At 73.5% G+C, this 12,606-nt stretch carries 13 protein-coding genes; 7 read left to right on the forward strand and 6 right to left on the reverse strand.

Annotation, left to right across the window (positions count from 1 at the left end; genetic code table 11):
- Positions 1-25: 25 nt before the first annotated feature.
- The 4 genes from HNR30_RS36935 to HNR30_RS36950 form a co-directional block, all read right to left on the reverse strand.
- Complete coding sequence (locus HNR30_RS36935) at positions 26-790, reverse strand: AMP-binding protein (RefSeq protein WP_181614789.1); 765 nt, start codon at positions 788-790, stop codon at positions 26-28.
- Between the two features lie 285 nt (positions 791-1,075).
- Positions 1,076-3,469 carry an ATP-binding protein gene (locus HNR30_RS36940; protein WP_181614790.1) on the reverse strand — a complete coding sequence of 798 codons (2,394 nt, stop codon included), beginning with the start codon at positions 3,467-3,469 and terminating at the stop codon, positions 1,076-1,078.
- A gap of 51 nt (positions 3,470-3,520) precedes the next feature.
- Positions 3,521-4,366 (reverse strand): hypothetical protein, encoded by an 846-nt coding sequence (locus tag HNR30_RS36945; protein WP_181614791.1) that lies wholly within the window; start codon positions 4,364-4,366, stop codon positions 3,521-3,523.
- A gap of 112 nt (positions 4,367-4,478) precedes the next feature.
- Entirely contained in the window at positions 4,479-5,423 is a 945-nt protein-coding gene (locus tag HNR30_RS36950) for an aldo/keto reductase (protein WP_181614792.1), read from the reverse strand.
- A gap of 51 nt (positions 5,424-5,474) precedes the next feature.
- Here HNR30_RS36950 and HNR30_RS36955 point away from each other — a divergent pair, with 51 nt between their 5' ends.
- The 5 genes from HNR30_RS36955 (at position 5,475) to mshC (ending at position 9,523) form a co-directional block, all read left to right on the forward strand.
- Complete coding sequence (locus HNR30_RS36955; RefSeq protein ID WP_181614793.1) at positions 5,475-6,161, forward strand: Rv2135c family putative phosphatase; 687 nt, start codon at positions 5,475-5,477, stop codon at positions 6,159-6,161.
- Positions 6,162-6,170: 9 nt separating this feature from the next.
- Positions 6,171-6,737, forward strand: a complete 567-nt coding sequence (locus HNR30_RS36960) for an Rv2134c family protein (RefSeq protein ID WP_181614794.1) — start codon at positions 6,171-6,173, stop codon at positions 6,735-6,737.
- A gap of 100 nt (positions 6,738-6,837) precedes the next feature.
- Entirely contained in the window at positions 6,838-7,608 is a 771-nt protein-coding gene (locus tag HNR30_RS36965) for an Rv2133c family protein (RefSeq protein ID WP_312894910.1), read from the forward strand.
- A gap of 60 nt (positions 7,609-7,668) precedes the next feature.
- A complete protein-coding gene (locus tag HNR30_RS36970; RefSeq protein WP_181614795.1) occupies positions 7,669-8,343 on the forward strand; it encodes an NRDE family protein in 675 nt (224 codons plus the stop codon).
- On the forward strand, positions 8,312-9,523 hold the full coding sequence (gene mshC / locus HNR30_RS36975; protein ID WP_181614796.1) for a cysteine--1-D-myo-inosityl 2-amino-2-deoxy-alpha-D-glucopyranoside ligase: 1,212 nt from the start codon (positions 8,312-8,314) through the stop codon (positions 9,521-9,523). Before HNR30_RS36970 ends, mshC begins: the two co-directional genes overlap by 32 nt.
- A 7-nt stretch (positions 9,524-9,530) precedes the next feature.
- Here mshC and HNR30_RS36980 read toward each other — a convergent pair whose 3' ends face one another.
- The gene (locus HNR30_RS36980; RefSeq protein ID WP_181614797.1) at positions 9,531-10,712 is read right to left on the reverse strand and encodes a glycosyltransferase; all 1,182 of its coding nucleotides are present in this window, start codon (positions 10,710-10,712) and stop codon (positions 9,531-9,533) included.
- A gap of 85 nt (positions 10,713-10,797) precedes the next feature.
- Here HNR30_RS36980 and HNR30_RS36985 point away from each other — a divergent pair, with 85 nt between their 5' ends.
- Positions 10,798-11,436: an HAD-IIIA family hydrolase gene (locus tag HNR30_RS36985; protein WP_220134433.1), complete on the forward strand. Its 639-nt coding sequence runs from the start codon at positions 10,798-10,800 to the stop codon at positions 11,434-11,436.
- Positions 11,437-11,505: 69 nt separating this feature from the next.
- Positions 11,506-11,763: a WhiB family transcriptional regulator gene (locus tag HNR30_RS36990; protein WP_220134434.1), complete on the forward strand. Its 258-nt coding sequence runs from the start codon at positions 11,506-11,508 to the stop codon at positions 11,761-11,763.
- A 108-nt stretch (positions 11,764-11,871) separates the two neighbouring features.
- Here the strand turns inward: HNR30_RS36990 and HNR30_RS36995 are convergent, their stop codons facing one another.
- Complete coding sequence (locus HNR30_RS36995; protein WP_181614798.1) at positions 11,872-12,552, reverse strand: hypothetical protein; 681 nt, start codon at positions 12,550-12,552, stop codon at positions 11,872-11,874.
- Positions 12,553-12,606 lie beyond the last annotated feature (54 nt).

Below are 12,606 nucleotides of genomic sequence, written 5' to 3' on the forward strand. Positions count from 1 at the left end.
CCTACCCGCCGACCGCCCGCCGCCGTCACACCCGGCGTGGCGGGCCGTCGCCCGACGCCGTCACGGTCACCCCGAAGTCCTGACAGGTGCCCGCCGGGTCGGCCGTGGCCACCGGGCAGGCACCCACCAGCATGGCCCCTCTGGCCAGCACCAGGCAGCCGAGGGTGGCCAGCGCGGCGTCGATCGGGCACGTCGCCAGCACCACGTCGGAGGCGTCCAGCCCGACCGGGCGGTCCAGTTCGGCCATGCGCGCCAGCATGCCGGCGTGCGTCACGGCCACGCCGTCGCGCAGCACCATCGCCACCTGGCCGCGGGGATCGACCTCGGGTAGCGCCACCGGCGCCAGCGCGAGCAGCTCGGCGAAGTCCAGCGTGCCGTCAGCCGGGCCGAAACACACGACCTGGCGCACCCGCGAGGCGTCGGCCGCCCTCAGCGCCGCGGGCGCCAGGTCCTGGGTGACGAACAGCGTGCGCGCGTCCCACGAGCGCAGCAGCCGTACGACCTCCTCCACCGGCAGGCGCGGGTCGATCGGCGCGGCGATCCCGCCCGCGGCGATCGCGGTGTGCACGGCCAGCGTCTGCGTGGTCGCGTTGCCCGCCAGGACGCCGACCACCTGGTCGGGCCTGGCCCCCCGGCGGACCAGCCCGGAGGCGGCCGCGGCGACCTCGGCGGCGAGCCTGCGGTAGCCGTACACCCGTCCGCCGTGCAGGTCGACGAGCGCCGGCCGGTCACCGTGTGCGGTGGCGGCGCCGAAGACCTCGTGCGTCAGGGTGGGGGTGGCGACGTCCATGCCACGCACGCTACGGGTGGGGTGCCAGGGGCAGCATCCGCCGATGTATGCATATCGATGTGTAGGCATGACCACTCCGGCGTCAGGCGGGCGGCCGCATGCCGTCGTCGCGGACCCCGCCCCTCCTCGGGGCGCGACGCCGGCATGCGGCCTTCGGGGCGGCCGGTCCGGTCGGCGTGGGCCTGTGAGGCCCCCTGACCGGCCACTTCCGACACTAGGCGGGCCCGCCGCTCCTGCCATGCGCCGTGCTGACCATCCGGCCATGCAGGTGGAGGTGTGTACGGCTCAGCGCTGGGCGGCGATCCACGACGCGATCTGTGTACGCGTGGTGAAGCCGAGCTTGCCCAGGATGTTGGCCACATGACGCGCGACGGTCGCCTTGCTGATGACGAGCTCCTCGGCGATGGCCCGGTTGCTCAGCCCGCGCGTGATGAGCCCGGCGATCTCCAGCTCGCGCGCGGTGAGCCTGCTGTCCTGCGGCGTGTCACGCAGCGCCCGCGGCGCCACCTCGGGCACCTGGCCCGACAACGCGCACTCGACGGCCTCCTCCAGCGTCATCGTGCGGCCCTCGCTCCACAACACCGCCACCAGCGTCTCGCCCAGGGCGGCGCGGGCGGGACGCAGCACCCGCTCGGTGCGCGCGTCGCCCTGCCTCTCGCGCAGTGCGAGCGCGCAGGAGGCCAGCAGGACCGCCCGCCGCTGGTCGCCCTCGGCGGCGCACAACCGGGCCCACGAGCCGAGCAGGCGCGTCACCGTCAGACGCGACCCCGCGTCGACGGCCAGGCGCAGCGCCTCGGTCAGCCTGGTCCTGGCCTCGGTCAGCGCGCCCAGTTCCAGTGCCACCAGTCCCAGCCCCGACAGGCACGTGATCACTTCCTGGCGCAGGTCGAGCCGCCGCATCACCTCGAGCCCGCGCTCGTAGTGGGCGCGTGCCTCGCTCACGTCGCCCTCGTGCCTGGCCACCTGGGCCAGGCCGCCGTGCGCGAGCCCGGCGGCCCAGGCGTTGCCTGCCCCGGCCGCCCGCGCCAGCAGGTCGGTGTAGAGGCGCTTGGACTCGTGCATCAGCCCCGCCAGGTAGGCGAGCAGCGCCTTGATGCCGAGGATGTACATCTCCACGACCTCGCCGCCGCTGCGGCGTGTCAGCGCCAGCGCCTCCTCCAGCGGCTCCGGCCGCAGCGTGGCCAGCGCGAGCGCCACCAGCCCGAGCGCCTGGCCGTGCACGTCGCCGTCGGACCGGCACAACTCCAGGCCGCGGCCCGCGTCGTTCCTGCCCGTGGCCGGGTCGCCCTGGCGGATCGCCACCTCCGCCCGCATGATGAGCGCCCGCCCGCGCGGCCGGGCGGGCAGGCCGGTTCCTGCGGCCTCCAGCAGGCGTTCGAGCCAGCTCCGCTCGCCGAAGGAGCGCCCGCTGGCCGTCACCAGGATGTGCAGGTCGGTGACCATGGTCGTCGCGCGTTCCTCGGCGCCCGACGACAGCGCCCACTCCACGGCCGCGCCCACGTCGGCGACGAACGCCTCCAGCAGGTGCCCGACCCGCACGATCGACGGCCACGTGAAGGCGCCGCCCGGCTCGACCATCGCGCCGAAACCGGCTGCCACCTCGGCGAAGGCGGCCAGGTGGCGGTCGCGGGCCTCGGCTTCCCCGCCGGCCGCGCGCAGCTGCTCCAGCGCGTACTCGCGGATGGTCTCCAGCATGCGGTAGCGCGCCTCACCCGCCGCCTCGCCGTCGACCACCACCAGCGACTTGTCGACCAGATCGCACAGGCGTGCCAGGATCTCCTCCTCGCGCAGCCCCGATCCGGCGCCGACCCGCTCGGCCAGCGACAGGGTCCAGCCGTTGCGGAAGATCGCCAGCCGGTTGAGCAGCAGCGCCTCCTGCTTGGACAGCAGCCGGTAGCTCCAGTCGACGGTGGCGCGTAACGTCCGCTGCCTCGGCGGCGCCGTACGGTCGCCTCCGGCCAGCACCCGGAAGCGGTCGCCGAGCATCGAGACCAGCTGCGGGATCGACAGCACCCGGGTCATGGCCGCCGCCAGCTCCAGCGCCAGCGGCATCCCGTCGAGGGCCCGGCACAACTCCACGACCCGCGGCATCAGCTCGTCGGTGAGCGCCAGATCCGGCCGTGCCGCCGCCGCGCGCGCCGCGAACAGCCGTACGGCCTCGCACGCGCGCGGATCCTCGTCATCGCGCGGCAGCGACAGCGGCGGCACCCGCCACACCGTCTCGCCCGGCACCCGCAGCGGCTCGCGGCTGGTGGCCAGGATGGCGATGTTGGGGCAGGCCGCCAGCAACGCCGCGCAGGTGCTCGCGCACTGCGCCACCACGGGCTCGCAGTTGTCGATCAGCAGCAGGATCCGGCGCTCGCCGATCGCCTCGATGAGTCGAGCCTCGCTCTGCTGCCCGTCGCGCAGGCCGAGAGCGGTGTGCAGCCGCGCGGTGATCTCGCGGCCCGGCTCCAGGTCCGCCAGCTCCACCAGTCGCACGCCGCCGGAGAAGGCGCCGGCCGTCAGGCCCGCCACCCGTAGCGCCAGGCGGGTCTTGCCGATGCCGCCGCTGCCGCACAGCGTCACCACCCGGGCGGAGCGCAGCAGCTGCAGCAGCTCGGCGACGTCGGACTCGCGGCCCACGAAGAGGTTGGGCTCGGCGGGCAGGGCAGCGTGCTGGGCGGGTTCGGCGAGCATCGGCCCCTCGGGGGAGTTCGGGCTCCGTGGTCACTCCGAGTGTGTCACCGATTACGCTTCCCCGGCGAGCCGGTGACGGCCCCCGACCCGGATCGGCTCGAAGGGGATGGACGCCGGCTCCTCCTCGCGCCTGCGGCGTTTCTGCGCGATGTGGGTGGCCAGCGCGGCCGAACCGAGGAGGGCGGCCGTCAGCGCCGTGCCCACGATGTCGGAGCTCCTCTCGCTCGGCCGTACGACCTGGCGGTCGTTGAGCGGCCTGGCCAGGTGTTCGATGAGCGGGAAGGGCAGCAGCAGCTCGACCCCGCTGTGCTCCGGGTCGGCGGGCGGCGGCTCGATCGTGTGCTCGGTGGTGTTCATGAGGTACGGCTCGCTGACCGGCGGCGTCTGCGGCGCCGACGGCATGAGCTTGGCCGCACCGGGCTCCGTGGCGCCGGGGGAGGACTCGGCGGCGGGCCGGGGCTTGCCGCTCGGCGACGGGGTGGGCCGGCCGGTGAGGCTCGGCAGCACGCCCTGGTCCTTGCAGGCCAGCACGGGCAGGCAGACGTCGTCGAGGACGGTGGGCAGCAGACCGCCGGGCTCCTCGGAGGCGCCGGGGCCCGGCTGCTTCTGCCCGGGCGTCGCCGACGGCTCCGGCGTGCCCGTGGGCACGGTCTCGCCGAGCGTGTCGTTGACGGTCTCGCCGGTCTCGTCGAGGGTGTCGGTGACCGGGTCGAGGCTGTCGCCGGTGAGGCTGTCGACCGTGTCGGTGACGCCGTCGACCAGCTCGCACAGGCCTCCGGTCACCGAGCCGAGCAGGCCGCCGCCCTGCTCGCAGTCGGGCGAGGAGGCCACCGCCGGCGTGGCTCCCAGCGTGATCGCCGCAAGGGCGAGCGCCAGAACCCCGGCCGTGCGTCGCATCCGCTCTCCCCTCCATGCCGTCGTCGGAGAAATCTTCGTGGACAAGCCAGTCGCTACCCGCGGAAAGTTGCGATTCGGTATCGACTAGTGATACGCGAGCGGGACTCTCGTTCTAGAAGGACGAGACGTCGTCGAGGGCCTCGCGGATCTCCCTGGGCAACTCCAGATCCTCCGCCTGCAGGATGGCGGCCAGCTGGGCGTGGGTGCGGGCGCCCACGATCGCCGAGGAGACACCCGGCTGGTCGCGCACCCACGACAACGCCACCGCCAGCGGCGAGCGGCCCAGCCCGTCGGCGGCCGTCATGACCGACTCCACCACCCGGCGGGAGCGCTCGTCGAGGTAGGGCCGGACGAAGTCGACGAAATGCGGCGTCGCCGCCCGCGAGTCGGCGGGGATGCCGGTGCGGTACTTGCCGGTCAGCACGCCGCGGCCCAGCGGCGACCAGGCCAGCACGCCCGCGCCGACGTGCTCGGCGGCCGGCAGCACCTCGCGCTCCACCTCCCGGGCCAGCAGGGAGTACTCCACCTGGGCCGAGGTGATCGGGGTACGGCCGGGCACGGCGCGCTGGGCGGTGGCCGCGGCGGCCAGCTGCCATCCGGCGTAGTCGCACACCCCGGCGTACACCGCCCGCCCCGAGTCGACGATCGCGTCGACCGCGGCGAGGGTCTCCTCCAGCGGCACCTCGGCGTCGTAGGTGTGCAGCTGCCACAGGTCCACGTAGTCGACCCCGAGCCTGGCCAGCGACGCGTCGGCGGCGGCCAGCAGGTGGCGGCGGGAGGCGTCGCGCTGGCGCCGCCCGCTGGGGGTCACCACGGCCTTGGTCGACACCACGATCTCGCTGCGCGGCACCGCGTCGCGCAGCAGTTGCCCGAGCAGCCGCTCTGCGTCGCCTCCCGTGTAGACGTCGGCCGTGTCGACCAGCGTGCCGCCGGCCTCCACGAACGTGCGCAGCTGCGCTCCGGCCTCGTCCGGATCGGTGTCCCGCCCCCAGGTCATGGTGCCCAGTCCGAGCCGGGACACCGACAGGCCGCTGCGGCCGACATAACGCTGTTCCATGATCCGGCTAGATTACGCCACCAGCCTCCTCGGCTGGCCATACTTTGCCGTGTGACGACATTGCTGCTGGCCCGCCATGGGCTGACCGATCTGACGGGGCCGGTGCTGGCCGGGCGGATGCCCGGGGTGCACCTGAGCCAGGCGGGGCAGGCCCAGGCCGCCGCGCTGGCCGGGCGCATCCGTTCCGTACGGCTGGACGCCATCGTCTCCAGCCCGCTGGAGCGCTGCCAGGAGACGGCCGCCGCCGTCGCAGAAGGACGCGGGCTCACCCTCGAGACCGACGAGCGGTTCGTGGAGTGCGGCTACGGCGACTGGACCGGGCGGGAGCTGAAGGAACTGGCCAAGGAGCCGCTCTGGGGGGTCGTGCAGGCCCACCCGAGCGCGGTGACCTTCCCCGGCGGCGAGTCGATCCCCGGCATGCAGGCGCGCGCGGTGCGCGCGGTGCGCGAGTGGAACGAGCGGATCGGGGAGAAGGGTGTCTACCTCGTCTGCAGCCACGGCGACGTGATCAAGTCGATCGTGGCCGACGCGCTCGGCCTGCACCTGGATGGTTTTCAGCGCATTGCGGCAGATCCGGCGGCCTTGACGGTGATTCGCTACACCCCCATGCGCCCCTTTGTCCTCAAACTTAACGACATGGGGGAATTGCGGCTTCCCGAGGGTTCGGAGGAGAAAGACGGGGGAGAAAACCTCTCCGGGAGCGATGCCGCCGTCGGGGGCGGATCGGGAACCACGTAAGGTCAGGCTATGCCGGTGTTCGACTACGACCAACCCGAGCGGTTCGTGGCCGGTGCCGTGGGGCAGCCGGGCTCGCGAGCGTTCTTCCTGCAGGCCAGAGGAGAGGGCAGACTGACGACGGTAGCGCTGGAGAAGCTGCAGGTGGCAGCCCTGGCGGGCAGGCTCGACGAGATGCTCGACGAGGTGCTGCGCCTGTCGGGCGGCACCGCGCCGGTGCCCGCGATGGCCCCCGCCGACCTCCTCGACAACGGCCCGCTCGAACAGCCGATCGAGGAGGACTTCCGGGTCGGCACGATGTCGCTGGCCTGGGACGAGAACTCCGCCCAGGTGATCATCGAGGCGCGCGAGCTGGTCCCCGGCGAGGACGACCTCGGAGACGACCCCGACGTCTTCTCCGACCGCGAGGTGCTCCGGGTGCGCATCAGCCCCGGCGTCGCCCGCGCGTTCACCCGGCGTGCCCTCGACCTCGTCGCCGCCGGACGCCCGCCGTGCCCGCTCTGCGCCCAGCCGCTCGACGCCGAAGGACACGTCTGCGTGAGGCTGAACGGCTACCGCGGAGGTGAGGTGGCCTCATGATCGTCGTGCTCTCGGGAGAGGAGGTCACGGACATCTCGAAGGCTCCGCCGATGTCGTGGTTTGCTGGGATCACGACGGTTCACGGGAAGGGGGGTGGCAGGTGAGCAGCGCGCCGGAGAGCGAGCCCGCACTCAGCCCGCCGCCGACCCTGTCCGGGCTGCCCGATTCCGAGACGCTCGAACTCCTCACGCACGGACGCATGGAAGTCGTCGGCCGCCTGGTCGAAGCCACCAACATGACGCTCTACTGCTCCATCACGCTGGGCGCCACCACGGCCGCCTGCGTCTACAAGCCCGTACGCGGCGAACGGCCGCTGTGGGACTTCCCCGACGGCACCCTGGCCGCCCGCGAGGTCGCAGCCTTCGAGGTCTCCCGCGCCATCGGCTGGCGCATCGTGCCGCCCACCGTCCACCGCGAAGGCCCGTTCGGCCCCGGCATGTGCCAGCTGTGGATCGACACGGAAGAGGAGACCGACCTGATGGCGCTGGTGCGCAGCCGCCATCCGGCGCTGCGCCGCATGGCCGTCTTCGACGCCGTCGTCAACAACGCCGACCGCAAGGGCGGCCACCTGCTGCCCCAGCCCGACGGGCACGTCTACGGCGTCGACCACGGCGTCTGCTTCGCCGTGGAAGACAAACTGCGCACCGTGTTGTGGCAGTGGCGCGGCAAGGCCCTGACCAGGGAGGCGCTGGAGACCCTCGCGGCGCTCGAGCGCGACCTCGAATCCGGCGGCCTGGGACGCCGCCTGCGCGAGCTGCTCACGCTGGCCGAGGTCGAGGCCACCTGGCTGCGGGTCAGGCGCCTGCTCGACACCGGGCTGCACCCCTACCCCTCCAAGGACTGGCCGGCCGTTCCCTGGCCGCCCATCTGAGCCGTCCCCTTCACCCCGTTCCACCTGGGCATCGCCTGGCCGAGCTCAAGGATTACGCGCATGTGCACTGTGATCATCAAGCCGGGTCTCCTCATGGGGATCCGCGACGAACTCGCCGACCGGCCCTGGGAGGGGCCGGGCGAGCACTGGCCCGAGCAGTACCCCGGCGTGCTCGGCGGCCGCGACCTCAAAGCGGGCGGCACCTGGCTGGCCGTCCTTCCCCACGGGGCCTCCTGGCGGGTCGCCGCCCTGCTCAACAACCACGGCGTGCCCGCCCCCGACACCGTGCGCGTCTCCCGGGGCGACCTGCCCCTGCGCGCCGTGGTCGCCGGCGAGCTGCCCGACGTCGACCTGACCCGCTACGACCCGTTCCACCTGGTCGTCACCGACCTGACGGCCTCCCGCCTGTGGTCGTGGAACGGCGCCGACCTGGCCGTCACCACCCTGCCCGGCGACACCGCCATGATCGTCAATTCCGGGCTCGACCCCGACAGTCCCCGGGTCCGCACCCACCTGCCCCGCTTCCGGGCCGCGGGCGACGACTGGTGGCCGCTCACCGGCCTGGAGCCCTCCAGCGCCGCCGACGCCCTCATCCTGCGCCATCCCCTCCCCGACGGCCGCGTCTTCGCCACCCTCTCGGTCACCCTGATCACCCCCAGGGCCTACGAGTTCAGCGATCTGTCAGGGCAGATAGGCTCAAAGCATGAGATCGTGGTCCGCTCCGCACATCCCTAGCCTGCCCGGCGCCGCCGTACCGCTCCGGCTCTTCGACACCGCGACCCACCAGGTCCGGAAGACCGACCCCGGCCCCACGGCGCGGATGTACGTGTGCGGCATCACCCCCTACGACGCCACCCATCTGGGCCACGCCAACACCTACCTCGCCTTCGACCTGGTCGGCCGCGTCTGGCGCGACAACGGCCACGCGGTGCACTACACGCAGAACGCCACCGACGTCGACGACCCGCTGCTGGAACGTGCCGAGCAGACCGGCCAGGACTGGCGCGAGCTGGCCGAGCGCGAGATCGAGCTGTTCCGCTCCGACATGGTCGCCCTGCGCATGCTCCCGCCGCGCGACTACGTGGGCGTCACCGAGGTCATCGACCAGGTCGTCGAGCTGGTCGAGCGGCTGGGCCCGCTCACCTACACCCTCGACGGCGACGTCTACTTCAGCCGCGCCGACGCGCCCAAGTTCGGCGAGGTGTCCGGCTACTCCGAGGCCGAGATGCTGGCGCTGTCGGCCGAGCGCGGCGGCGACCCCGGCCGTCCCGGCAAGCGCGACAAGCTCGACTGGCTGCTGTGGCGCGCCGAACGCCCGGGTGAGCCCGCCTGGGACAGCCCGCTCGGCCGCGGCAGGCCCGGCTGGCACATCGAGTGCACCGCCATCGCCCTGAACACCATCGGGGGCGGCTTCGACGTCGCCGGGGGCGGCTCCGACCTGATCTTCCCGCACCACGAGTGCGGCGCCTCCGAAGGCCACGCCGCCACCGGCGACTGGCCCTTCGCCCGCTTCTACACCCACGCCGGCATGGTCGCCCTCGACGGCGAGAAGATGTCGAAGTCCAAGGGCAACCTGGTCTTCGTCTCGCGCCTGCGCGCCGAGCACGACCCGATGGCGGTGCGCCTGGTCCTGCTGGCCCACCACTACCGCACCGACTGGGAGTACACCCCCGACCAGCTCGCCGCGGCCGAGCAGCGCCTGGCCGTCTGGCGCGCCGCCGTCGCGGGGGAGCGCGGCCCCGACGCCTCGCAGCTGCTGGCCACGGTCCGCGAACGGCTGGCCGACGACCTCGACGCGCCGGGCGCGCTCGCGGCGGTCGACGAGTGGGCCGAGCGTGCCCTGTCGGGCGGCGGCGAGCACCCCACCGACCTGGTCCGCCACACGGCCGACGCCCTCCTCGGCGTCGCACTCTAGCGGCCGGTCAGGGCCCGTACGCCAGCAGCGGTGTGAGCCGTCCGTGCACCACCTGCTCGTACACCTGCTCCATCCGTTCCGCCACCGACGCCCAGCCGAACCGCTCGGCGGCGCGGCGCGCGCCCGCGCGCCCCAGCTCGGCGGCCAGTTCCCCGTCGCCGAGCACCTGGCGCAGCGCCCTGGCCAGGGCCTTGGGGCGCCGGGGCGGGACCAGCAGCCCGCAGCCCGCCACCGTGTCCAGGTGACCACCCACCGCCGAGGCGACGACGGGCACCCCGCACGCCATCGCCTCGACGGACACGATGCCGAAGGGCTCGTACCAGGGCACCGACACGACCGCCTGCGCCGAGCGCATCAGCGTGGGCACCAGGTGCCGCGGCACGCTGCCCATCACCTCGACCCGCTTGTCCAGGCCGTACGCCCTGGCCAGTTCGCGCAGCCGTACGGCCTCGGGGTCGTCGTGGGTGCCGCCCGCGACGACGAGCGACGCGCCGGGCACGTCGCGCAGGGCGCGCACGATGGTGTCGACGCCCTTGCGCGGCACCAGCCGCCCGATGCTGAGGATGCGGCCGGGCACCGGGCGTTCCCGCTCCGAAGGCCGGAACAGGTCGAGGTCCACCCCGCACGGCACGATCGACAGGCGCCTGCCCGGCACGCCCATCGCCCGTAGCTCGGCCACCTCGTCGGTGCAGGTCGCCACGACGGCGTCGGCGGTGCGGCCGACCTCACGCTCGGTGGCCTGCCGGTGCTCGGGGCTGGTGTCGGAGGAGCCCTGCCAGCGCCGCTTGACGGTGCCCAGGGCGTGGAAGGTCTGCACGACCGGCACGCCGCGCGCGGCACGCAGCGCCGCCTGGCCGCTCATCCAGAAGTGGGCGTGCACCACGTCGGGCCGCAGCCGGCGCCAGCGGCGTTCCAGCTCGCGGGCGAACTGCGGCATGTAGGGCGGGAGGTCGTCCTTGGACAGGGGGACGGCCGGTCCCGCGGTGACGTACTCGACCTGAACACCGGGCGCCATGGCCACCCGCTGGGGCTGGCCGGGGGAGGTGCGGCGGGTGTGGACCACGACCTCGTGACCCCGCCCGGCCAGCGCGCAGGCGAGTGCGCCGACGTAGACGTTCTGCCCGCCGGCGTCCACTCCGCCGATGACGGCGAGAGGGTCGGCGTGCTCGGAGACGAGCGCGATTCTCATGCCCCTGAGCTCCCCGGTCAGGCCCCGGTTTACCGGGGCTGACCTCGGGTAGTCGCCACGCACTTCCTGGAGGTGTGAGATGTCAATGAGCCGCCGTCCTGCCGCCGTGCTCTTCGAGCGCGACGGAGCGTTGATCCGCGACGTGCCGCGCATCGCCGATCCCGAACAGGTGAACCCGGTGCCGGGCGCCGCCGACGCGTTGAGCCGGTTGCGGCGCGCGGGAGTGATGATCGCCGTGCTGGCCAGCGAGCCGGGGGTGTCGACCGGCGAGGTGTCGGCCGACGAGTTGCACCAGGTCAACGCCCGGGTGGAGGAACTGCTCGGGCCTTTCGACGCCTGGGCGATCTGTGTGCACGACGTGGCCGACTCGTGTTCCTGCCGCAAGCCGCGGCCGGGGCTCATCATCAGGGCGGCGGCGATCATGGATATCAGCCCGCTCGACTGCGTCATCGTGGGCGACGAAGGAGGCGACTCGCAGGCCGCCAAGGCGGCGGGCGCCCGCAGCATCCTCATCTCGCAGGCCAGGAGGTCCGCAACCGTGCGCAACGTTCTCGTTCCCGACCCGCGCAGCGGACGCCCGCCGGCCGCGCCCGACCAGACGGCCACCGACCTCACCGAGGCCGTGGACCAGATCATGGAGCTGGAGCCGGTCGAGCGGCTCAACCAGCTGGTCGCCGGGGGAGCGCTGCACCCCGCCCAGGTGGCCGCCTGGAGCAGATGGTGAACGTGGTGGTGTGAAGGCGCGCGCCGCGGGTAGGCGCGCGCCGACCGCATCTTCGTCTACGGAAGCGTCATGGCCGTCATCATCGACTGGGTCCGCCGGGCCGCGTGCCTGGACCACGACCCCGACCTGTTCTTTCCGATCTCGTTCGTCGGCCTCAGCCGCGCGCAGGTCGACCGCGCCAAAGCCGTCTGCGGCTCCTGCCCCGTACGGCAGGCGTGCCTGACCTACGCGCTCGACACCGGGCAGCAGCACGGTGTCTGGGGCGGGCTTGAACCCGACGAACGCCGCACCGCCCACAAACACCACACCATCCGCCACGCCGCCTGACCAAACCGGGCCAGCTCAACCAGGCCAGCTCAACCGGGCTCTCAACCCGGCCCGTTCAACCGGGCCCTCAACCCGGCCCGTTCAGCCAAGCCCTCAAGGTCGGCCGACTCAGCCGAGCCCGAACCACGGCTCCGCCGCCAGGCGCCGCTCCAGCACGTCGCGGTCGCCCGCCCCGGCGAGGGCCGCGGTCAGGGAGCGCGCCCGCGCCAGGTGCCCGGCCGCCTCCCGCGTCAGCCCCGCCGCCGCGCACGCCCTGGCCAGCCCCTCCGCGGCGAAGGCGTGGTCCCAGTCGGCCATCGCCTCCGGATGCTCCCGCACCAGCTGCGCGCAGCGCCGCGCGTGCCGCAGCGCCACGTCGGGCAGCCCGACGGCGACCGCGGTGGCGCTGATGAGATGCTCGGCCCGCGCGTGGTTGGCCTCGTCGCCCACCTCCAGCCAGTGCAGCGCCGCCGCGTACGCGCCGTAGAGCGCCCGCTCGCGCTCGGCGGGGGTGCTGCCGGGCGACAGGTCCTGCTCGATCTGGTCCCAGGTGTCGTTGTTGAGCTCCACGGCGAACCACCGGTGCAGATCGCGTTCGGCGATCATCTTGTCGCCCGCCGCGGAGACCAGCTCGTGCCAGCCCGCGTAGCCGTACTCCCTGGCCAGGACCAGCTGCGCCTCGCGCAGCGTGAAGCCCTCGGCCGCCGCGCCCGCGCGGGCCAGCGCCGCGGGGTTGCCCTTGGCCACGGCCCGCCGCAACTGCTTGGCCTGGGCCTTGAGACTGTCGAGTGAGGGCAGGGTGCGCGTCATGGTCGACCTCCGGTCAGCCTCGCGTCCGCTGATGCCGAGGCATGACACGAAGAA

This window comes from Nonomuraea soli (genome assembly GCF_013761175.1).
Lineage (GTDB): Bacteria > Actinomycetota > Actinomycetes > Streptosporangiales > Streptosporangiaceae > Nonomuraea > Nonomuraea soli.